Raw genomic sequence first — 22,632 nt, forward strand, 5'->3', positions numbered from 1 at the left:
TCAGGTGTTCCACTTTCGTTAGTTAGTGGTTCTTACACATGAGCTTTTGCTCAGGTGTTCCGCTTTCGTTAGTTAGTGGTTCTTACTCATGAGCCTTTGCTCAGGTGCTCCACTCAATATCACATCGCAACATGTGTTTGGCTATTATATATTAAAATAAAACGAGACAGCATTCTTAGTATTGTAACTAGAATCCTGCCCGTTCCCATTAATTCAATCAAGCACATCTTTAATACGTGGCTTGATCAATTATTATTTAATTGTGCCTAGTTCTTTACCAACTTTTTCAAAAGCAGCTAAAGCTTTATCTAACATTTCTTTTGTGTGAGCTGCTGTAGGCATATTACGTACACGACCAGTACCTTTAGGAACTGTTGGGAAGACGATTGATTTCACGTAGACGCCTTCATCTTTCAAGCGACTACTAAACGCTTGTGTTTCCTTCTCATCACCGATAATTACAGGTGTGATTGGTGATTCTGAGTTACCGATATCGAAGCCTAATTTTTGTAATCCTTCTTTTAAATAATTGCCATTTTCCCAAAGTTTATCATGCAATTCAGTAGATGCCATTAATTTCTTCACAGCTTCTGTAATTGCTTTTGTATCTCCAGGAGCTAATGATGTTGAGAATAAAAATGGTCTAGATTGTGCTTTTAACCAATCAATTAGTGATTGAGTACCTGCTACGTATCCGCCAACAACACCTATTGCTTTTGATAACGTACCAATTTGGAAATCAATCTTATCTTGTAATCCAAAATGCTTAACTGTTCCCGCACCTTTACCCATTACGCCTGAACCATGAGCATCATCGACATAAGTAATTAAGCCAAATTCTTCTGCAATTTCAACGATTTCTGGTAACTTAGCTACATCACCATCCATACTGAATACACCATCAGTGATATACATTACTTTATTATATTGACCTGATTCTACAGCTTCTTTCGCTTTAGCACGTAAATCTGCCATATCTGAGTGGTTAACGCGAATAATCTTCGCTTTAGATAAACGACAACCATCAATAATAGAAGCATGATTTAATTCATCTGACAGAATAGCATCATTTTTGTTCATAACTGCTGAAATAGCTGCCATATTACAATTGAATCCTGATTGATATGCAATAGCTGCTTCAGTTCCTTTGAACTCTGCAAGTGTTTGTTCTAATTCATCATGCACATCTAAGGTACCATTGATTGAACGTACCGCACCGGCACCAACCCCATGTGTATCGATTGCATCTTTTGCTGCTTGCTTCAAGTCCTCGTCTGTTGCTAGTCCTAAATAGTTATTGGAAGATAAGTTTACATAATTTTTCCCGTTAATAGAAATTTCAGGGCCATTTGCACCTTCAATTGTATCTATTTCATTATATAATCCGTTATCTTTTAAATATTGAATATTTTCATCTAAAAAGCCATGTAGTGACTGAACCACTGCAAGTCCCCCTTTGAATTATCTTAGTTTTCAAATCAATCATAACCTATTTTAATAAAAGTGGAAAGCATTATAAACACACGGCACAATGCGTTTCCCACAACATAATTTGTCTATTATCAATTGCACCTACAGTTGTACATTATTAAGTGGTATAATAGTGGAAAATGTTTAAGGAAGAAGGGTTGAAGTTGTTTGATTGGTTTCAACTAGCACAACAAAAAGAAAGTAGAATGGTACAAATTCGACGTTACCTCCATCAATATCCCGAATTATCATTTGAGGAATACCACACACGTGACTTTATACTTAACCAATTAAGTCAATTATCATGTGAAATTCGTACTCCTGTAGGACGTAATGGTATCGTAGCTACATTTAAAGGTCACGGTGATGGACCTACCGTTGCGCTTCGTGCAGATTTTGATGCACTACCTATAGATGAATTAACAGAAGTAGACTATAAATCTAAAAATCCTGGCGTCATGCATGCATGTGGTCATGATGGTCATACTGCAATCTTATTAGGTGTTGCAGAGATTATTGAAAATCACTTAACCTCTTTAAATGGTGATGTGGTATTAATCTTTCAATATGGCGAAGAAATTATGCCAGGTGGCTCTCAAGAGATGATTGATGATGGTTGTTTACAAGATGTCGATAAGATATATGGCAATCATTTATGGTCTGGATATCCTACAGGTACGATTTATTCGCGTCCTGGTGCATTAATGGCTTCTCCTGATGAGTTTAGCATTACAATCCAAGGTAAAGGTGGGCACGGTGCTAAACCACAAGAAACGATAGATCCTGTCGTGATCATGGCAGAATTCATTATGAGTGCACAAAAAATTGTTTCTCGTACTATAGATCCTGTAAAGCAAGCTGTAATTAGTTTTGGCATGGTCCAAGCAGGTTCTGCGGATAATATTATTCCAGATTCTGCATTTTGCAAAGGGACTGTACGTACATTTGATACAGAAATTCAAACTCATGTTATGACTAAAATGGAGAAGTTGCTTAAAGGTTTAGCCGTAGCTAATGACATAACGTATAACTTTGACTACATTAAAGGTTATTTACCTGTACACAACCATCAAGATAACTATGAAGTAGTGAAACAGGCCGCTAATGATATGAACTTAAGATTCAATGAATCAGATTTAATGATGATTGGTGAAGATTTCTCACACTATTTAAAAGTACGTCCAGGCGCATTCTTTTTAACTGGGTGTGGTAATCCTGAAATTGATACTATTCATCCGCATCATAGCCCATGTTTTAACATTGATGAAAAAGCGATGAAATACGCAACAAGCGAATTCTTAAAAATATTAGAACTCGAAAAAGTAATTTTTAAAGCACCTTAGTCATAAAATGACTAAGGTGCTTTTATGCATGAGCTTTTGCTCAGGCGTACCTCTATTACCTTAGTCATAAAATGACTTTATAGACTTACTATTCAGTAAAACTGAATAGTAAGTCTTATGCATTTGTGTAGGCAAATGTATACCTTTATATTTAATAAACAAAGCACAAGGTCCATATTGCGGCCTTGTGCTTTTCCTCTATTACCTTAGTCATAAATAAACAAAGCACAAGGTCCATATTGCGGCCCTGTGCTTTTCCATAAAAAAAGCCTCCCGAAGGAGGCTTTAAAAATTCTATCAAAGATAGAAATCTATATTATTCGTTGATTACTGTAACAACGCCTGATCCAACAGTACGTCCACCTTCACGGATAGAGAAACGAGTACCGTCTTCAATAGCGATTGGAGAAATTAATTCAACGTCCATTTCAACGTTATCGCCAGGCATAACCATTTCAGTACCTTCTGGTAAAGTAACAACACCTGTTACGTCAGTAGTACGGAAATAGAATTGTGGGCGGTAGTTAGTGAAGAATGGAGTATGACGACCACCTTCATCTTTTGATAAAACGTAAACGTCCGCTTTGAATTTAGTATGTGGTGTAATAGTACCAGGAGCAGCTAAAACTTGACCACGTTGGATGTCATCACGAGAAACACCACGTAATAATGCACCAATGTTGTCACCAGCTTCAGCGTAGTCTAATAATTTACGGAACATTTCTACACCAGTAACTGTTGTTTTGCTTGACTCTTCTTGCATACCAATGATTTCGATTTCTTCACCGACTTTGATTTGACCACGTTCAACACGGCCTGTAGCAACAGTACCACGACCAGTGATTGAGAATACGTCCTCTACTGGCATCATGAATGGTTTGTCAGAATCACGTTCTGGAGTTGGGATGAAATCATCAACTGCTTGCATTAAGTCTAAGATTTTTTGCTCATAGTCAGCGTCGCCTTCAAGTGCTTTTAATGCTGAACCAGAGATTACAGGTACATCGTCACCTGGGAAGTCATATTCGCTTAATAAGTCACGAACTTCCATTTCTACTAATTCTAATAATTCTTCATCGTCAACCATGTCAACTTTGTTTAAGAATACAACTAATGCTGGTACACCAACGTTACGTGATAAAAGGATGTGCTCACGAGTTTGTGGCATTGGACCATCAGCAGCAGATACTACTAAGATAGCTCCGTCCATTTGTGCAGCACCAGTGATCATGTTTTTAACATAGTCAGCGTGACCTGGGCAGTCAACGTGCGCATAGTGACGTTTTCCAGTAGTGTACTCAATGTGAGAAGTATTAATAGTAATACCACGTTCTTTTTCTTCTGGAGCGTTGTCAATCATGTCATATGATTGTGCTACAGAATCACCATTTTTTGCTAATACAGTTGCGATAGCAGCTGTTAAAGTAGTTTTACCATGGTCAACGTGACCAATAGTACCAATATTGGCATGTTCTTTTGAGCGGTCAAATTTTTCTTTAGCCATTATAAAATCTCTCCTATTCGTTAGAAAATTATTTTTAATTTATCTCTCATGACAGTTTCTCACCATCATGAGAAGATGGATTATAATTTGGAAATAAAGGACCATACAGTACCTTTATAATGCATTTTTCCCAAAAAATCAATTGATAAAACAATAAGCTACATAATTAAGCTTTATGTGTATTGTACAGACAGTTGTCGCACAAAACAAGTTTAATTATTCGGCTTTATTGCCACTGTTTTTCTTAACAATTTCTTCAGAAATTGATTTTGGAACTTCAGCATAGTGATCAAAGTACATTGTATAAGTACCGCGACCTTGAGTGTTAGAACGTAATGCAGTTGCATAACCGAACATTTCTGAAAGTGGTACAAAAGCATTTACAACTTGTGCATTACCACGAGGTTCCATACCATCAACACGTCCACGACGAGATGTTACGTCACCCATGATGTCACCCATGTACTCTTCAGGCATTTCGATTGTAACTTTCATCATTGGTTCTAAGATAACTGGATCACATTTTTTAGCAGCTTCTTTAAGCGCTAATGATGCAGCAATTTTGAAGGCCATTTCAGATGAATCGACATCATGGTATGAACCATCAAATAATCTAGCTTTAACATCAATTAAAGGATAACCAGCTAATACACCGTTTTCCATTGAATCTTTAAGACCTGCTTCAACTGATGGAATGTATTCACGAGGAACGACACCACCAACGATAGCGTTTTCGAATTCGAAACCGCCACCTGTTTCATTAGGTGAGAATTCAATTTTAACGTCACCATATTGACCACGACCACCTGATTGACGAGCGAATTTACCTTGAACTTCAGCTGATGCTTTAAATGTTTCACGGTATGAAACCATTGGTGCACCAACGTTACATTCAACGTTAAATTCTTTCTTCATACGGTCTACTAAGATATCTAAATGAAGTTCACCCATACCACCGATAATAACTTGTCCAGTTTCATCGTCTGTGTGTGCATGGAATGTTGGATCTTCTTCTTGTAACTTAACTAAAGCTGTAGTCATTTTGTCTTGGTCTGCTTTAGATTTAGGTTCAACTGATAAGTGAATAACAGGTTCTGGGAAATCCATAGATTCCAAGATGATGTCATTCTTCTCACCACATAAAGTATCACCAGTACCAGTCTCTTTAAGACCTACCGCAGCTGCGATATCTCCTGAATATACTGTGTTTAACTCTTGACGAGAGTTAGCGTGCATTTGTAGTAAACGACCTACACGTTCACGTTTGTTCTTCGTAGAGTTTTTAACGTAAGAACCTGATGTTAAAGTACCTGAGTAAACACGGAAGAATGTTAATTTACCAACATAAGGGTCAGTCATTACTTTGAACGCTAAAGCAGCGAACTCAGCATTGTCATCAGCTTTTGCGATAACTTCTTCTTCTGGGTTGTCAGCACGGTGACCAACGATTGGTTTTACGTCTAACGGTGATGGTAAGTAATCAATTACTGCGTTAAGCATTAATTGAACACCTTTGTTTTTGAAAGCTGTACCAACAAGAACTGGATAGAATTCAATGTTGTTTGTAGCTTCACGGATAGCATCTTTTAATTCAGAGACAGAAATCTCTTCATCAGCAAGATATTTTTCCATTAATTCATCATTAGTTTCAGCTACTGCTTCAATTAATGTTGAACGAGCTTCTTCAGCTCTTTCTTTATGATCTTCAGGAATTTCAATTTCTTCAATTTCAGTTCCTAAGTCATTGTTGTATTTGAAACATTTCATTTCAACTAAGTCGATGATTGCTTCAAATTCGTCTTCCGCACCAATTGGTAATTGGATTGGTTGTGCGTTTGCTTGTAAACGGTCATGGATAGTGCTTACTGCGTATTCGAAGTTAGCTCCTAATTTGTCCATTTTGTTTACGAAAACAATACGAGGTACGCTATAAGTTGTTGCCTGGCGCCAAACTGTTTCAGTTTGAGGTTCAACACCTGATTGAGCATCTAGTACTGTTACTGCACCATCAAGTACACGTAGTGAACGTTCAACTTCTACAGTGAAGTCTACGTGTCCAGGTGTATCGATGATGTTTACACGGTGGTCATCCCACTGTGCTGTTGTTGCTGCAGATGTGATAGTGATACCACGATCTTGCTCCTGTTCCATCCAGTCCATTTGTGAAGCACCTTCGTGTGTTTCACCAATTTTATGGATACGTCCAGTATAGTAAAGAATACGTTCAGTCGTAGTTGTTTTACCAGCATCGATGTGAGCCATGATACCGATATTACGTGTTCTATCTAAACTAAAATCTCTAGCCATGTATTTTTCTCCTTCCAGTATAACTGCGAATAAATACTATAAATATGGCGATGCCCTAAACACGAACCTGTGATAGTAATCTACCAATATGGAACATGTTCAGGGAAACAGCTACTATCCTACCAGCGATAGTGAGCGAATGCTTTGTTAGCTTCAGCCATTTTGTGTGTGTCTTCACGTTTCTTAACTGCGCCACCAGTGTTGTTAGCAGCATCTAAGATTTCGTTAGCTAAACGTTCTTCCATAGTTTTTTCACCACGAAGACGTGAATAGTTAACTAACCAACGAAGACCTAATGTAGTACGACGTTCTGGACGAACTTCTACTGGTACTTGATAGTTAGAGCCACCAACACGGCGAGCTTTAACCTCTAATACTGGCATAATGTTATCGATAGCTTCTTCAAATACTTCAACTGCTTCACGACCACTACGTTCTTTAACTAAGTCGAATGCAGAATAAAGAATTCTTTGTGCTGTTCCACGTTTACCGTCTAACATAATTTTGTTGATCAATTTTGTAACTAATTTAGAGTTGTGAATTGGATCTGGTAATACGTCTCTTTTTGGTACTGATCCTTTACGAGGCATAATATAAATCCTCCCTTCCGATTATAATATAATTCTTTAGTTTATAGCGAAAATTTACGCAATCTTAAACTTATTTTTTAGGTTTTTTAGTTCCGTATAATGAACGGCCTTGTCTACGTCCATCAACACCTGAAGTATCAAGTGCACCACGTACAATATGGTAACGCACACCAGGTAAGTCTTTTACACGTCCACCACGTACAAGTACAACACTGTGTTCTTGTAAGTTATGTCCGATACCAGGAATGTACGCATTGATTTCAATGTTGTTAGACAAACGAACACGAGCATATTTACGTAACGCGGAGTTAGGTTTTTTAGGTGTCATTGTTCCTACACGAGTACAAACACCACGTTTTTGTGGAGAATTTAAGTCAGTAAATTTTTTCTTTTTACTGTTAAAGTTTCTATTTAATGCTGGTGAATCAGATTTTTTAGATTTACTTTGTCTAGGTTTACGTACCAATTGGTTAATAGTTGGCATTGAATGTTCCTCCTCTCTTCATTTATAATCCCACACATCCAGGTGGTTCATTTTAAGGGTAAATAAAATTTAGTAAGAATGATTCTTACTAATCTCATTTTAATAATGCAACAATGGTTGCACTAACGTTTATACCTACATATTCTCCTAAAGCCTTTTTGCTTTTGAAAAATGAAACAGGCATGTGTTTGTGATTGATTTGGCTTAACACGCGAGTCATAAGATGAATCTCAACGTCTTCAGCGATAATCAATGATGTAACTTGATCTCTATTCAAAGCTTTGAGCGTTTGTTTAAGACCAATGACATGATGTTGTTTGTTAAAGCGTGCAACTTTTTCATTAGACATCAAAATATCCTCCAAAGTTCTGCTTGCATCAACCTTAATAATAATAACACTTTCAGTACTGCTGAGTCAACTTTTATTCGTACTTTTCAATAAAAATTTTAAAAATATCAGAAGTCGGATAGAAACCACAATTTCAACTGTGATTCCTTGTTCCACTTCTATAGTCAATAGCATTAAAGAGCCCGAGATATTTATTAACATCCCGGACTCTCTGTTTATTGCATACTAAATATTATATTTCAGTAGTTTGAACTTCTTCAATAATTTCAGTATCTGGTGTTGCTTTGTCGTATTCAACGTCTCTATAACGTCTCATACCTGTACCAGCTGGAATCAATTTACCGATAATAACGTTCTCTTTAAGTCCGAGTAAGTTATCACGTTTACCTTTGATTGCTGCATCTGTAAGTACACGAGTTGTTTCTTGGAATGAAGCTGCTGATAAGAAGCTTTCAGTTTCAAGAGAAGCTTTCGTGATACCTAGTAATACTGGTTTAGCTGTTGCAGGACGTTTACGTTCTTTGAACGCTTCACGGTTAGCATCAGTAAAGCTATGAATATCTACTAATGAACCAGGTAATAGTTTAGTATCTCCTGCTTCAATGATACGTACTTTACGTAACATTTGTCTTACCATAACTTCAACGTGTTTATCGTCGATTTCAACACCTTGCATACGGTAAACTTTTTGAACTTCTTTTAATAGATAGCTTTCTGTTGCATTTAAACCTGAAACAGATAAATAGTTCTTAGGTTCGATTGAACCTTCAGTAAGTACTTCTCCACGTTCAACGCCTTGTCCAACTTCTACTTTCAATCTTGAAGTACCAGAAGCTAGATAAGATTTCGTTTCGTTAGCACCTTTAATTACGATTTCTTGTTGACGGTCTTTAGCAAGTTTGATGTCATCAACGACACCTTCGATTTCAGTAATCACGGCTTGACCTTTAGGATTACGTGCTTCGAAGATCTCTTGGATACGAGGAAGACCTTGTGTGATATCGCTACCTGCTACACCACCTGTATGGAATGTACGCATTGTAAGCTGTGTACCTGGCTCACCAATTGATTGGGCAGCAATTGTACCAACTGCTTCACCAACTTCAACTTTTTCACCAGTCGCAAGGTTTTTACCGTAACATTTTTCACATACACCATGACGTGTATTACATGTAAATGCTGAACGGATATACATTTCCTCTATACCTGCATCTGTGATTTTCTTAGCGATGTCTGGTGTAACTAATTGATCTGGGTTAACAATGACCTCATCTGTTTCTGGATGACGGATTGTTTCTTTAGAATAACGACCTTCAATACGTTCGATGAATGGTTCAATCATTTCTGTACCTTCTTTGATATCAGAAACAAGTAAGCCACGGTCAGTACCACAATCTTCTTCACGGACGATAACATCTTGAGCCACGTCAACAAGACGACGCGTAAGGTAACCTGAATCGGCAGTCTTAAGCGCTGTATCGGCAAGACCTTTACGCGCACCGTGAGTAGAGATGAAGTATTCTAATACCGTTAAACCTTCACGGAATGATGAAGTGATTGGTAATTCAATAATCTCACCAGATGGCGCGGCCATAAGTCCACGCATACCAGCCAACTGTGTAAAGTTAGATGCGTTACCACGGGCACCAGAGTCACTCATCATGAAGATTGGGTTCGTTTCTTCAAGTGATCCCATTAATTCGTTTTGAATTTGGTCTTTTGCATCAGTCCAAATTTCAATTACAGCATTGTAACGTTCAAAATCAGTGATTAAACCACGATTGAATTGTTTCGTTACTTTATCAACTAATTTTTCATGTTCATCAAGGATATCTTGTTTATCTGGTAATACCACGATATCAGATACACCAACAGTAATACCTGCTTTAGATGAGAACTTGAATCCTAAGTCTTTCATTCTATCTAACATCATTGACGTATCAGTGATGCTGAAACGGTTAAATACTTCAGCAATAACATTTCCTAAGAAATTCTTATTGAATGGTTTGATTAATTCTTGCTCATCAAAGTAAGCTTTTAATCCACCTTCACCAATTTCAGTTGGTGCAATGAAGTATCTTTCCGGCGTTTTATTTTCTAAATTCGTTTGTGTTGGTTCATTAATATATGCAAATGAATCTGGAATGATTTCATTGAATATTACTTTACCAACAGAAGTTAGCAAGATTTTTTTGTTTTGCTCTTCAGTAAACGTTGGATTGTTAAATGATGATGCGTGTACACCAATACGTGTATGCAAGTGAACATAACCATTTGCATAAGCTTTGAGTACTTCATTTGTATCATTGTAAATCGTACCAGTATTCACAGCATCTTTACGCTCAAGAGTTAGATAATAGTTACCTAATACCATATCTTGTGATGGCGTAACAACTGGTTTACCATCTTTAGGGTTCAAGATGTTTTGCGCAGCTAACATTAACATACGCGCTTCAGCTTGTGCTTCTTTAGATAATGGTACGTGAACAGCCATTTGGTCACCATCAAAGTCAGCGTTGTAAGCTGTTGTAGCAAGTGGATGTAGACGAATCGCACGACCTTCAACTAATGTAGGTTCGAATGCTTGGATACCCAATCTGTGAAGTGTAGGTGCACGGTTTAAAAGAACTGGATGTTCTTTAATTACGTCTTCTAATACGTCCCATACTTCGTCATCCATACGCTCAATTTTACTTTTCGCATTTTTGATGTTTGTTGCAATTTCACGTTGTACTAATTCTTTCATTATGAATGGTTTGAACAACTCAAGTGCCATTTCTTTAGGCAGACCACATTGATACATCTTCAAGCTTGGTCCAACTGCAATAACTGAACGACCTGAGTAGTCAACACGTTTACCTAATAAGTTTTGACGGAAACGACCTTGTTTACCTTTTAACATATGTGAAAGTGATTTTAATGGGCGGTTACCTGGTCCAGTAACTGGACGGCCACGACGACCATTATCAATAAGTGCATCAACAGCTTCTTGTAACATACGTTTTTCGTTTTGAACGATGATGCCAGGAGCACCTAAGTCTAACAAACGTTTTAAACGGTTATTACGGTTGATAACACGACGATATAAATCATTTAAATCACTTGTTGCGAAACGGCCACCATCTAATTGAACCATTGGTCTGATTTCAGGTGGAATAATAGGAAGTACGTCTAAAATCATCCAAGCTGGATTATTACCAGAATGTCTAAATGATTCAACAACTTCTAAACGTTTAATCGCACGTGTAAGTCTTTGACCAGTAGCTGATTCTAACTCATCACGTAAATGTTTAAGTTCAGCATCTAAGTCTATTTCTTCAAGTAATTCTTTAATACCTTCAGCACCCATTTTAGCAGTGAATTTGCCTGGGAATTTATCGTAGTACTCTCTAAATTCTGCTTCAGATAACAATGTCTTTTTCTCTAAACCAGTTGGACCTGGATTTACAACAACGTATGAAGCAAAGTAAATAACTTCTTCTAACGCTCTTGGTGACATGTCTAATAATAGACCCATACGACTTGGAATACCTTTGAAGTACCAAATGTGAGATACAGGTGCAGCTAATTCAATGTGCCCCATTCTTTCACGGCGCACTTTAGATTTAGTTACTTCTACGCCACATCTGTCACAAACCATACCTTTATAACGTACACGTTTGTATTTACCACAACTACATTCCCAGTCTTTTGTAGGTCCAAATATTCTTTCACAGAATAGACCATCTTTTTCTGGTTTTAAAGTACGATAGTTAATTGTTTCTGGCTTTTTAACCTCACCAAAAGACCATGAACGGATTTTTTCGGGTGAAGCAAGTCCTATTTTCATATAATGGAAATTATTTACATCAATCAAGGAGCCTACCTCCTTCAATTTAGATTAGCTGTGCAAATTGATTGATTGCTCTATATCAATAATAGAATAACCAATGTAGAGACTTAGTCCATTATTGGACTTTATCTCTACAAGGCTTATTCGTTTATAAACTTAAATGCAATTAGTCTGTAACTTCTTTTTGTGATTGCGGTGCATCTTTTTGTTGAAGATCCACTTTACGCTCAACGACATCATCATCTTCATTGTCTTGCATGTCAATTTCATTGTCATGCTCGTCCATGATTTTAACGTCTAGACCTAAACTTTGTAATTCTTTCATCAATACTCGGAATGATTCTGGAACTCCAGGTTTAGTGATGTTTTCACCTTTAACAATAGATTCGTATGTCTTAACACGACCTACTGTATCATCTGATTTGTAAGTTAAAATTTCTTGAAGTGTATATGCAGCACCGTAAGCTTCAAGTGCCCATACTTCCATCTCACCGAAACGTTGTCCACCGAATTGTGCTTTACCACCAAGCGGTTGTTGCGTTACTAATGAGTATGGTCCAGTTGAACGCGCATGTAATTTATCGTCAACCATGTGTGCTAGTTTCAACATGTACATAACGCCGACTGAAATTCTGTTATCGAATGGTTCACCAGTACGTCCATCGTATAATACGGTTTTTCCGTCACGAGCCATACCAGCTTCTTCGATTGTTGACCATACGTCTTCATCACTCGCACCATCAAATACTGGTGATGCAACATGGATACCTAAGTTTTTAGCAGCCATACCTAAGTGTAGCTCTAATACTTGTCCGATATTCATACGTGATGGTACACCTAGAGGGTTCAACATGATATCAATTGGTGTACCGTCTGGTAGATACGGCATGTCTTCTTCAGGAACAAGTTTTGAAATTACACCCTTGTTACCATGACGACCACACATCTTATCTCCTACGTGAATTTTACGTTTTTGAACGATATAAACACGAACTAATTGGTTAACACCTGGAGATAACGTGTCATCTCCTTCTTCACGGTTAAAGACTTTAACATCTAGAACAATACCACCTGCACCATGAGGTACGCGTAATGATGTATCGCGGACTTCACGTGCTTTTTCACCAAAGATTGCGTGTAATAAACGTTCTTCTGCAGTTAACTCTGTTACACCTTTAGGCGTTACTTTACCTACTAAGATGTCACCATCATTAACTTCAGCACCGACGTATACAATACCACGGTCATCTAAGTTTTTAAGCGCACTATCTGAAACATTTGGAATATCACGTGTGATTTCTTCAGGTCCTAGCTTAGTATCACGTGCTTCTGATTCATACTCTTCAATATGAATAGAAGTATATACGTCATCTTTAACTAGGCGTTCACTCATGATCACGGCATCCTCATAGTTGTAACCGTCCCAAGTCATGAAACCAACAACTACGTTTCTACCTAATGCCATTTCACCAAGTTCCATAGATGGACCGTCAGCTAAAATTTCGCCTCTTGTCACTACGTCACCAGAAGCAACGATAGGTCTTTGGTTGTAACATGTACCAGTGTTTGAACGTTTGAACTTAGCTAATGGATAGCGATCTAATTCGCCTTCATATTCTTGGCCATCTTCTTCGATAAGTTGACGAACAAGGATTTCATTAGATTCAACGTGCTCAACACGACCTTTGCGTTTTGCAACAATTGCTGCACCAGAGTCACGTGCTGCCACGTGCTCCATGCCTGTACCAACAAATGGTGATTCAGGGTTCATCAATGGCACTGCTTGACGTTGCATGTTTGCACCCATCAATGCACGGTTAGAGTCATCGTTTTCTAAGAAAGGAATACATGCTGTCGCAGCAGAAACAACTTGTTTTGGTGAAACGTCCATGTAATCCATTTTTTCTTTAGCCATAACTGTGTTATTACCACGGAAACGACAAACAACTTCATCATCTAAGAAACGACCATTTTCATCTAATTTAGAGTTGGCTTGTGCTACCACATAGCTATCCTCTTCATCAGCTGTTAAGTAATCGATTTGCTCAGTAATGCTGTTTGTTTCAAGGTCTACTTTACGATACGGTGTTTCAATGAAACCAAATTCATTCACACGTGCATAACTAGACAATGAGTTGATAAGACCAATGTTTGGTCCCTCAGGTGTTTCGATTGGACACATACGACCATAGTGAGAATAGTGAACGTCACGTACTTCCATTTGAGCACGTTCACGTGTTAAACCACCAGGTCCTAAAGCAGATAAACGACGTTTGTGCGTTAACTCTGCTAATGGGTTAGCTTGGTCCATGAATTGTGATAATTGTGAACTACCAAAGAATTCTTTAATAGATGCAATAACAGGACGTATATTGATTAATTGTTGTGGCGTTACAGAATCTGTGTCTTGAATAGACATTCTTTCACGTACCACACGCTCCATTCTTGATAAACCAATACGGAATTGGTTTTGTAACAATTCACCTACTGAACGTAGACGACGGTTACCAAGGTGGTCAATATCATCTGTGAAACCAATACCACTTAATAAGTTAAAGAAGTATGACATTGATGAAATAATGTCTGCTGGAGTTATACATTTCACTTCTGAATCAGGGAATGCATTACCAATCACTGTTGTTGTACGTCCTTCTTCGTCATTAGGAACATAAACTTTAATTGATTGAATCTCAACAGGTTCATCAATTACTGTACCTTCTAATTCAAAGACTTCACTGTTAGCATTTGATTCTAGTACATCCATGATTTCATCTAAATTACGACGATCAAGTACTGTACCTTCTTCAGCTACGATTTCACCTGTTTCTGAATTAACAATTGGTTCTGCTAATTTTTGGTTAAACAAGCGATGTTTTAAATGAAGTTTTTTGTTTGCTTTATAACGACCTACACTTGCTAAGTCATAACGTTTCGGATCGAAGAAACGTGAGTATAAAAGACTCTTAGCATTTTCAACTGTAGGTGGTTCACCAGGGCGTAAACGCTCATAGATTTCTAATAGCGCTTGATCTGTGTTTTCTGTACCATCTTTTTCTAACGTATTACGTAAATATTCATTTTCACCTAAAAGATCAACGATTTCTTGATCAGTAGAGAAACCTAAAGCACGTAATAATACTGTTAATGGTAACTTTCTAGTTCTATCAATACGGACATATACAACATCTTTAGCATCAGTTTCATATTCTAACCATGCACCACGGTTTGGAATAATAGTTGCGTCGAAGTTTGTACGGCCGTTTTTATCTAGTTTTTCATTGAAGTATACGGATGGTGAACGAACTAATTGTGATACGATAACACGTTCAGCACCGTTAATTACGAATGTACCTGTATCTGTCATTAATGGGAAATCACCCATAAACACTTCTTGTTCTTTTACTTCGCCAGTTTCTTTGATAATTAAACGCACTTTAACACGTAGAGGTGCAGAATACGTTGTATCACGGTTTTTTGATTCTTCTAAATCATATTTCGGTTCTCCGAGTCTATAATCTACAAACTCTAAAGATAGATTGCCTGTGAAATCTTCAATCGGTGAAATGTCTCTAAACATTTCTAATAAACCTTCTTCTAAGAACCAATCGTAAGACTTAGTTTGAATCTCAATTAAATTCGGTAATTCTAATACCTCTGAAATTCTCGCATAGTTTCTACGTTTACGATGTCTTCCATATTGGACAAATTGACCTGCCAAACAGATTCACCCCTCAAAAATTGCGTGTTTACTTTTAGTAAATCACCAAATATAATTAGACAAAAAGAAAACGGTAGCATACTTATGACACCATTTTCTATTTCACCTTATATACATTGTTAATTTATACGTAAAAGTACACACTTATTGAACATAATTTTTTACATTCTATTACTATATCAGAATACAGCTACTTAATCAACCTTTTACACTTCTTAAAATGTAATAGCCTTTGCTTTTTTCTAATACTTCAACGTTATCGAATGTGTCTTGCATTTTTTTCTTTGCAGATGGCATACCTTGCTTTTTTTGAATTACTACAAAAAGTTCACCATCAAGTTTTAATTTAACATAAGCGTCTTCCAAAATGCGATGTACAACTTCTTTCCCTGCTCTAATCGGTGGATTAGTAAGGACAAAGTCATACGTGTTGTCTTCTACTTGTGATAAACCATCACTTTCTTTAACTTCAACATTGTCTATACGGTTTCTTTTTTTATTTTTTCTTGATAAATTTAGCGCGCGTTGATTCACATCAACCATTGTCACTTCGTGGTGTGGGGAAACTTTCGCAATCATTAAACCGATAGGGCCATAGCCACAACCAACATCTATGATATTCTTTGTAGGACCAGGGGGATATGTTTTCAAAAAAGTTTTTACTAGTAAATCAGACCCAAAATCTATTTTCCCTTTTGAAAATACACCAGCATCTGTTACAAGTTCTAAATCATGGTTATCGTAGGAGTACGTAAAAAGCGATTCTTCACTTTCTACTTCAGGATTTTCATCATAATAATGACTCATGACTACACCTCTTTTAATCTAATTCTTCTTAGATTAATAATATACCCAAATATTTTAAATTTCGACTTTAAAGTCTTTATTTAAATATTGAAAATAGGCAATAGATAAAATAAGATAAAACCCCGTTATAGTCATAACGGGGTTTTCATTTCTCAAAGATTTCAGATAGTCCATGATACACTTAATATTAACGTACCAAAGCAGTCAATGTATTAAGCTACAAGAACTATCTTCCATATATAATTATCAACTGTTAACCAGCAGAAATTATTTTAATTCTACTGTAGCGCCAGCTTCTTCTAATGTTTCTTTAAGTTGTTCAGCTTCTTCTTTAGGTAAAGCTTCTTTAACTACTTTAGGAGCTCCGTCAACTAATTCTTTAGCATCTTTTAATCCTAAGCCAGTAGCTTCTTTAACAGCTTTAACGACTTTGATTTTTGATGATCCAGCTGAAGTTAATTCAACATCGAAATCAGTTTTTTCAGCTTCAGCGTCTCCGCCACCAGCTGCGCCTGCTGCTGCTACTGGAGCTGCTGCAGTTACACCAAATTCTTCTTCAATTGCTTTTACTAAGTCGTTTAATTCTAAAACTGACATTTCTTTAATCGCTTCAATGATTTGTTCTTGATTAGCCATTTTTAATATTCCTCCATTAATTTTAATTAGTTTATGCGCAATTATTCAGCGCTTTCTTCTTTAGATTCTTTCTCTTCTCCAACAGCTTTAACCGCATAAGCGAAGTTGCGTACTGGAGCTTGTAATACTGATAGTAGCATAGAAACAAGACCGTCGTGTGATGGTAATGTACCAACAGTGTTAACTTCTTCTGCAGAAATAACGTTGCCTTCCATAACACCTGTTTTAATTTCTAATGCTTGATGTTCTTTTGCAAATCCTGCGATAACTTTTGCTGGAGCAACAACATCTTCTGTTGAAGTAGCAACTGCAGTAGGACCTACTAAGAATTCATCTAAACCGTCGATACCAGCTTTTTCTGCTGCACGGCGAACCATAGTGTTTTTGTAAACTTTGTACTCAACACCAGCTTCACGTAATTGTGAACGTAATTCAGTTACTTCAGCAACGCTTAGACCACGATAGTCAACGATAACTGTAGATACTGAGTTTTTAAGTTGTTCAGCAATAATATCAACTTCTTGTTTTTTTGCATCGATGATAGCAGACATTTAGACACCTCCATAGATTTTAGTTTGGTGCTTTTAATTTTGAAGTAATCATTAACGAATCGTATTCGCTTGGTATTACTCAATAAAAAAAGCACTTTCTACCCGTGGCAAAAAGTGCTTGAAAGATCTAAATTCTTCACGTTCAAGTCAATTTTAGCCTCGGTAGGATTTAATTTTAAGTTATTACTAACTCCTACTGTCTTAGGTAAAATAATACATTAACCAATATAACTAAATTAATGTACTATGTCAATATTTTTTTAAAGGCTGAAAGCATAAACTTTCAGCCTAAGTAACTTTTATTTTAATAGATTAAAGTTTGATGCTTGAAGTATCAACTTTAACTCCAGGACCCATTGTTGTAGTTACAGCAATAGATTTGAAGTACGTACCTTTAGCTGAAGCAGGTTTTGCTTTAGTTAATACGTCTTGTAAAGCTCTGAAGTTTTCAACAAGTTTGTCTGTATCAAATGATGTTTTACCAATTGATGCGTGAACAATACCTGATTTCTCAGCACGGTATTCTACTTTACCAGCTTTGATTTCTTCAACTGCTTTTTTAACGTCCATAGTTACTGTTCCAGTTTTAGGGTTTGGCATTAAACCTTTAGGTCCTAATACACGACCAAGTTTACCAACTTCACCCATCATGTCTGGTGTAGCTACTACTACGTCAAAATCAAACCAACCTTGTTGGATTTTTTCTACATATTCGCCTTCGCCAACGAAATCTGCACCTGCTGCTTCTGCTTCAGCTGCTTTTTCTCCTTTAGCGAACACTAATACACGTTGTGATTTACCAGTACCGTTTGGTAGCACTACTGCTCCACGGATTTGTTGGTCATTTTTACGTGTATCAATACCTAAACGGAATGCTACTTCAACTGATGCGTCAAAGTTAGCAATGTTTGTTTCTTTAGCTAGTTCAACAGCTTCTTGTACATCGTAATGTTTTAAGCGATCGATTTTGCTAGCTGCTTCTTGATATCTTTTGCTTTTTTTAGCCATTTCATGTTCCTCCTTTAGTGGTTTTAGCGGAATTTCCTCCCACATTTACTTGCTTTCACAAGTTAAGAGCAGATAACAGAGAGGTTTAAATTATGTTTTATCTTAGAATTAAATTCCTTAATAAATGACATTTTCCCTCATATTACGACAATATTGAACGCTGTCATCATGTTTGTCATTTCTGTCATCTGCTTCTATCGTCAATCTATATATTCATTAATGTTTTTATTATTGAACTGTGATTCCCATACTACGAGCAGTACCTTCAATGATACGAACTGCCGCTTCTTCGTCTGAAGCGTTTAAATCTTGCATTTTTTGGTTCGCAATTTCACGTACTTGATCTTTAGTTACTGTAGCAACTTTGTTTTTATTAGGTTCGCCTGAACCTTTTTCAACGCCTGCTGCTTTTTTAAGTAATACTGGAGCCGGTGGTGTTTTTGTAATAAATGTAAATGAACGGTCTTCATAAACACTGATTTCTACCGGAATGATTAAACCTGCGTCTTCTTGTGTACGTGCGTTGAATTCCTTACAGAATCCCATAATGTTCACACCCGCTTGACCTAATGCTGGACCAACTGGTGGTGCTGGATTTGCTTTCCCTGCAGGAATTTGTAATTTAACTACTTTTTCTACTTTTTTAGCCACGATGTGCACCTCCTTGATATCGTGATGTGGTCACAGGACTGAGTTTTGTCCTCCCACTCTTCTACATTTCGTGACGAAATGAACGCTCTATGAGCGCGACCACAGTATTATAACATTAATCCATTACGTAAAGCAATGGTAAAATGTAAGTTTTTTTATAGAACCCCTTATCATTTTAATGATTAGGGGTTCTTAATGCATGAGCTCTGGCTCAGGTGTTCCTCTAACTTCATCATTTTAATGATTAGGGGTTCTTAACGCATGTAAAGTAATACTTCGTGCTTTAGCAAGTCTAGTATTACTTATATAAGTGCTATAGCACTTATATACCTTTATAATTTTTCTACTTGATCAAATTCCACTTCTACCGGTGTTTCTCTACCAAACATGTCTACAAGAACAGTAAGTTTGAATTTATCGGTTTCAATTTCTTGAATTTCTCCAACTTGGTTAGCAAACGGACCTGATTTAATTCTCACTTGCTCACCTAATTCAACTTGGACATCAATTGTTTTCTCTTTCATGCCCATTTGTTTAAGAATGAAACGTGCTTCTTCAGGAAGCAATGGATTAGGTTTTGATCCAGCCCCAGCTGAACCAACAAATCCTGTTACACCAGGTGTATTTCTTACTATATACCATGATTCATCAGTCATAACTAGTTCGACTAACACATAACCAGGGAAAGTTTTTTTACTTAATGTTTTGGCTTTGCCATCTTTAACTTGTGTCTCTTCTTCTTCTGGTATAACAACTCTGAATATTTTTTCAGTCATATTCATAGATTCAACACGTTTTTCTAAATTCTTTTTAACTTTATTCTCATAACCAGAATAAGTATGCACAGCATACCAACGCTTTGCGCCAACTTCTTCAGACATGTCGTCACTCCTATCTATTTAATTAATTCTATAATTCTACCAATTCCTAAGTCTAAGGCATAGAAGAACACTAAGAAAAATACTACTGTAGCTACAACAATGACTGTGTATTTAAATAATTCTTCTTTCGTTGGCCAACTTGTCTTTTCCATTTCTGACTTTACGCCTTGGAAGAAATTTTCTTTTTTAGCCATTTATAAGACCTCCGTATATTTCGTTATTCCTTATTTGCTTATTCCATACAACAAATCAAGCAAATACAATACTCTCAACTTAAATGGAAGGGCATATTTACTCAATCGTGAACTTTCATATGTCGTTATATTATTTTGATTCCTTGTGCATCGTATGTGCATTACATCTCGAACAAAACTTTTTCAATGCTAATCTAGATGCAAGATTACTTTGTTTGGGAACGTTATAATTTCTACTACCACATACATCGCAATTTAATGGTGCTTTTTTCATTAGACTTCCCCTTACTCATTATAATACCAATCTACTATACATAACATCTAAGTCAATTGTCAATCTTCAAACGCGTACCTATTCATACCATACAATCCTTTGAATTGCTCTAATTAATAACCATCTAGATGACGTCTTAATTTTATTTTACAACGATGTATCGCATTGTAAACTACTTTCTTCGATACAGCTAATAATTCTGCAATTTCTTTTGGCCTATAATCTTTCAATAAGTAAACGACAACCAATTGTTCTAACTTAGTTAAGTTTAACACACATTGTTGGATATATTCTCCTACTTCTATAGCTAAGATATGCTTGTCGATAGGGCGTTCCACCTTACTATTATTGTAGGACACTATAAACTCATTAATCAATAATGTTTGCCGTTCATAACCATAGAACTTCTTACGAATATAGTCATTTTTAACATTCTTAATAACACGATTCACATAATGTTCAATTGGTATAGTACCTTTAAAGTCAAAATGCCTAAACGCTTGAAAAAGTTTGATTAGCACCTCTTGACACAAATCTTCTTGATCATTTGGATGAACAGAAAAATGTTTTAACCTTTTACGAATTAAAGGTATAAGTGCTGTAAATATTTTAGGTAAATCATGCTTTTCAAAAATATTTTGTTCTGCATTTGTTGAGGCTGTAAATTCACGGTTGTTTGGTTCTAACATAGCAGCTTCCTTTCTTCAAAAGTAAAGATAGGATACAGCGACTATGCTCCAAAAATCAAGTGGGCAATAATGTTATTGATGATTATCCCCACGTCTAAGTTTTTCAAATTCTTCTAAAATCTCATTTGAAAGCTCTATCCTTGTTCGTGGTTTTTGTTCATTAAAGCCATCTAGCTTTTTAGATACAGACACTTCATTTTCTCTTAAGTCTCTCCACATCTCTCGTGAAGATACACGATATGCCCCAGCACCAAATATCGCATGTTGCTCACTCATATCACTCGTGACAACTGTAATGTGTCGAGTATGTTTATCATATAAGTCGTACACATAGCGTTCAATATAGCTATCTGCCGTTTCTTTTTCTTTTGTGAATATTGTTTTAACGCCATGGTACATATATTCAGAATGGGCACCCGATTGCTCATAAGCATCAAAAACACAGACAACTTCATCTGCAATCACTGCGTTGTAATTCGCTATTGCTATAAGCAATTGTTCGCGTGCTTCCTCAAGATTATCTTGCGCAATACGGCTCAACTCCTGTGAATAACCAATCATATTATATCCATCAATGATTAAGTACCTATCCTTCATACCTTATCTCCAATGTTGTTACGTTTACGAAATACCTCGTACATCATTAAGCTTGCTGCTACTGAGGCATTCAAGCTGTTCACATGACCAACCATCGGAATGTTGATGTAAAAATCACATTTGTCTTTCACTAGACGACTCATACCTTGGCCTTCACTACCAATAACGATTGCTAACGGCATTGCTACATCCATTTCTCTATAGTCTGTAGAGTTTTCCGCTTCTGTACCTACGACCCAATAGCCGTTGTCTTTTAATGTTTCAATTGTATTAGCTAAATTTGTCACTCTCATAACTGGTATATGCTGAATGGCACCAGTTGATGCTTTAGCGACAGTTTGTGTTAATGCTACTGAACGTCTCTTAGGTATGATGATACCATCAACGCCTGATGCATCTGCCGTTCGCAAGATAGAGCCTAAATTATGAGGGTCCTCTAAACCGTCTAGTATTAACACCGTAGATAGTTTATCTTGCGCTTTTTGCTTTTCTAAAAACGCATCAAAATCCGCATATTCATATGGTGCGATATAAGCCGCTATCCCTTGGTGAGGAGCATCAGATAATCCATCAATTTTTGATTTTGGTACTGATTGAACTATGATTTTTCTACTATTTGCTTTTTTTAATATTTCATTGATTTGGCCTTTTTTGATAGTATCTTGAATTAAAATTTTATTAATTGTATGGCCTGAAACGATTGCTTCTTTTACAGCATGTCGCCCAACGATTACGATCTCTTCCATA

The 22,632-nt window shown here is 36.7% G+C and carries 20 protein-coding genes and 1 other annotated feature; of the genes, 1 reads left to right on the top strand and 19 read right to left on the bottom strand.

What is annotated here, in order from left to right; all coding sequences use genetic code 11:
• Positions 1–252 precede the first annotated feature (252 nt).
• Entirely contained in the window at positions 253–1,443 is a 1,191-nt protein-coding gene (locus tag D9V42_RS12770; protein ID WP_107530603.1) for a glycine C-acetyltransferase, read from the bottom strand.
• Positions 1,444–1,634: 191 nt separating this feature from the next.
• Between D9V42_RS12770 and D9V42_RS12775 the strand changes: the two genes are divergently transcribed.
• Complete coding sequence (locus D9V42_RS12775) at positions 1,635–2,813, top strand: M20 family metallopeptidase (RefSeq protein ID WP_122065277.1); 1,179 nt, start codon at positions 1,635–1,637, stop codon at positions 2,811–2,813.
• A 316-nt stretch (positions 2,814–3,129) separates the two neighbouring features.
• On the opposite strand, the gene tuf is transcribed toward D9V42_RS12775, so the two are convergent.
• The 18 genes from tuf to rlmB form a co-directional block, all read right to left on the bottom strand.
• A complete protein-coding gene (gene tuf / locus D9V42_RS12780) occupies positions 3,130–4,317 on the bottom strand; it encodes an elongation factor Tu (protein WP_122065261.1) in 1,188 nt (395 codons plus the stop codon).
• A gap of 216 nt (positions 4,318–4,533) precedes the next feature.
• Positions 4,534–6,624 (bottom strand): elongation factor G, encoded by a 2,091-nt coding sequence (fusA, locus tag D9V42_RS12785; RefSeq protein WP_122065263.1) that lies wholly within the window; start codon positions 6,622–6,624, stop codon positions 4,534–4,536.
• Between the two features lie 119 nt (positions 6,625–6,743).
• Complete coding sequence (rpsG, locus tag D9V42_RS12790; RefSeq protein WP_002484155.1) at positions 6,744–7,214, bottom strand: 30S ribosomal protein S7; 471 nt, start codon at positions 7,212–7,214, stop codon at positions 6,744–6,746.
• A gap of 70 nt (positions 7,215–7,284) precedes the next feature.
• Positions 7,285–7,698 carry a 30S ribosomal protein S12 gene (gene rpsL / locus D9V42_RS12795; RefSeq protein WP_002484156.1) on the bottom strand — a complete coding sequence of 138 codons (414 nt, stop codon included), beginning with the start codon at positions 7,696–7,698 and terminating at the stop codon, positions 7,285–7,287.
• Between the two features lie 94 nt (positions 7,699–7,792).
• Positions 7,793–8,047, bottom strand: a complete 255-nt coding sequence (locus tag D9V42_RS12800; protein ID WP_017723033.1) for a ribosomal L7Ae/L30e/S12e/Gadd45 family protein — start codon at positions 8,045–8,047, stop codon at positions 7,793–7,795.
• A gap of 232 nt (positions 8,048–8,279) precedes the next feature.
• Positions 8,280–11,876, bottom strand: coding sequence for a DNA-directed RNA polymerase subunit beta' (rpoC, locus tag D9V42_RS12805; RefSeq protein WP_167456111.1), 3,597 nt, complete (start codon positions 11,874–11,876; stop codon positions 8,280–8,282).
• A 169-nt stretch (positions 11,877–12,045) separates the two neighbouring features.
• Positions 12,046–15,597, bottom strand: a complete 3,552-nt coding sequence (rpoB, locus tag D9V42_RS12810; protein ID WP_017723035.1) for a DNA-directed RNA polymerase subunit beta — start codon at positions 15,595–15,597, stop codon at positions 12,046–12,048.
• 198 nt (positions 15,598–15,795) lie between these two features.
• A complete protein-coding gene (locus tag D9V42_RS12815) occupies positions 15,796–16,404 on the bottom strand; it encodes a class I SAM-dependent methyltransferase (protein ID WP_119613540.1) in 609 nt (202 codons plus the stop codon).
• Positions 16,405–16,671: 267 nt separating this feature from the next.
• Complete coding sequence (gene rplL / locus D9V42_RS12820; protein WP_017723037.1) at positions 16,672–17,040, bottom strand: 50S ribosomal protein L7/L12; 369 nt, start codon at positions 17,038–17,040, stop codon at positions 16,672–16,674.
• Positions 17,041–17,081: 41 nt separating this feature from the next.
• Complete coding sequence (rplJ, locus tag D9V42_RS12825) at positions 17,082–17,591, bottom strand: 50S ribosomal protein L10 (protein ID WP_017723038.1); 510 nt, start codon at positions 17,589–17,591, stop codon at positions 17,082–17,084.
• A gap of 76 nt (positions 17,592–17,667) precedes the next feature.
• Positions 17,668–17,815, bottom strand: a sequence feature (ribosomal protein L10 leader region).
• 88 nt (positions 17,816–17,903) lie between these two features.
• The gene (gene rplA, locus D9V42_RS12835; protein WP_017723039.1) at positions 17,904–18,599 is read right to left on the bottom strand and encodes a 50S ribosomal protein L1; all 696 of its coding nucleotides are present in this window, start codon (positions 18,597–18,599) and stop codon (positions 17,904–17,906) included.
• Between the two features lie 228 nt (positions 18,600–18,827).
• Entirely contained in the window at positions 18,828–19,250 is a 423-nt protein-coding gene (rplK, locus tag D9V42_RS12840; RefSeq protein ID WP_017723040.1) for a 50S ribosomal protein L11, read from the bottom strand.
• 332 nt (positions 19,251–19,582) lie between these two features.
• Positions 19,583–20,131, bottom strand: coding sequence for a transcription termination/antitermination protein NusG (gene nusG, locus D9V42_RS12845; RefSeq protein ID WP_029377932.1), 549 nt, complete (start codon positions 20,129–20,131; stop codon positions 19,583–19,585).
• A 14-nt stretch (positions 20,132–20,145) separates the two neighbouring features.
• Positions 20,146–20,325 (bottom strand): preprotein translocase subunit SecE, encoded by a 180-nt coding sequence (gene secE, locus D9V42_RS12850; protein WP_002484168.1) that lies wholly within the window; start codon positions 20,323–20,325, stop codon positions 20,146–20,148.
• Between the two features lie 130 nt (positions 20,326–20,455).
• Complete coding sequence (rpmG, locus tag D9V42_RS12855; protein WP_122065265.1) at positions 20,456–20,599, bottom strand: 50S ribosomal protein L33; 144 nt, start codon at positions 20,597–20,599, stop codon at positions 20,456–20,458.
• 113 nt (positions 20,600–20,712) lie between these two features.
• Positions 20,713–21,288 (bottom strand): sigma-70 family RNA polymerase sigma factor, encoded by a 576-nt coding sequence (locus D9V42_RS12860; protein WP_122065267.1) that lies wholly within the window; start codon positions 21,286–21,288, stop codon positions 20,713–20,715.
• A 72-nt stretch (positions 21,289–21,360) separates the two neighbouring features.
• On the bottom strand, positions 21,361–21,885 hold the full coding sequence (locus D9V42_RS12865; protein ID WP_017723043.1) for an NYN domain-containing protein: 525 nt from the start codon (positions 21,883–21,885) through the stop codon (positions 21,361–21,363).
• Entirely contained in the window at positions 21,882–22,631 is a 750-nt protein-coding gene (gene rlmB / locus D9V42_RS12870; protein WP_122065269.1) for a 23S rRNA (guanosine(2251)-2'-O)-methyltransferase RlmB, read from the bottom strand. The genes D9V42_RS12865 and rlmB overlap by 4 nt, the downstream gene beginning before the upstream one ends.
• Between the last annotated feature and the right edge of the window lies 1 nt (position 22,632).

The organism is Staphylococcus pseudoxylosus, from assembly GCF_003697915.1.
Classification (GTDB): domain Bacteria; phylum Bacillota; class Bacilli; order Staphylococcales; family Staphylococcaceae; genus Staphylococcus; species Staphylococcus pseudoxylosus.

Excerpts from the sequence above, each read along its gene's own strand:
- tuf (WP_122065261.1), bottom strand. The coding sequence starts at position 4,317 with ATGGCTAAAGAAAAATTTGACCGCTCAAAAGAACATGCCAATATTGGT.
- fusA (WP_122065263.1), bottom strand. The coding sequence starts at position 6,624 with ATGGCTAGAGATTTTAGTTTAGATAGAACACGTAATATCGGTATCATG.
- rpsG (WP_002484155.1), bottom strand. The coding sequence starts at position 7,214 with ATGCCTCGTAAAGGATCAGTACCAAAAAGAGACGTATTACCAGATCCA.
- rpsL (WP_002484156.1), bottom strand. The coding sequence starts at position 7,698 with ATGCCAACTATTAACCAATTGGTACGTAAACCTAGACAAAGTAAATCT.
- D9V42_RS12800 (WP_017723033.1), bottom strand. The coding sequence starts at position 8,047 with ATGTCTAATGAAAAAGTTGCACGCTTTAACAAACAACATCATGTCATT.
- rpoC (WP_167456111.1), bottom strand. The coding sequence starts at position 11,876 with ATGAAAATAGGACTTGCTTCACCCGAAAAAATCCGTTCATGGTCTTTT.
- D9V42_RS12815 (WP_119613540.1), bottom strand. The coding sequence starts at position 16,404 with ATGAGTCATTATTATGATGAAAATCCTGAAGTAGAAAGTGAAGAATCG.
- rplL (WP_017723037.1), bottom strand. The coding sequence starts at position 17,040 with ATGGCTAATCAAGAACAAATCATTGAAGCGATTAAAGAAATGTCAGTT.
- rplJ (WP_017723038.1), bottom strand. The coding sequence starts at position 17,591 with ATGTCTGCTATCATCGATGCAAAAAAACAAGAAGTTGATATTATTGCT.
- rplA (WP_017723039.1), bottom strand. The coding sequence starts at position 18,599 with ATGGCTAAAAAAAGCAAAAGATATCAAGAAGCAGCTAGCAAAATCGAT.
- nusG (WP_029377932.1), bottom strand. The coding sequence starts at position 20,131 with ATGTCTGAAGAAGTTGGCGCAAAGCGTTGGTATGCTGTGCATACTTAT.
- secE (WP_002484168.1), bottom strand. The coding sequence starts at position 20,325 with ATGGCTAAAAAAGAAAATTTCTTCCAAGGCGTAAAGTCAGAAATGGAA.
- rpmG (WP_122065265.1), bottom strand. The coding sequence starts at position 20,599 with ATGAAAAAAGCACCATTAAATTGCGATGTATGTGGTAGTAGAAATTAT.
- D9V42_RS12860 (WP_122065267.1), bottom strand. The coding sequence starts at position 21,288 with ATGTTAGAACCAAACAACCGTGAATTTACAGCCTCAACAAATGCAGAA.
- D9V42_RS12865 (WP_017723043.1), bottom strand. The coding sequence starts at position 21,885 with ATGAAGGATAGGTACTTAATCATTGATGGATATAATATGATTGGTTAT.
- rlmB (WP_122065269.1), bottom strand. The coding sequence starts at position 22,631 with ATGGAAGAGATCGTAATCGTTGGGCGACATGCTGTAAAAGAAGCAATC.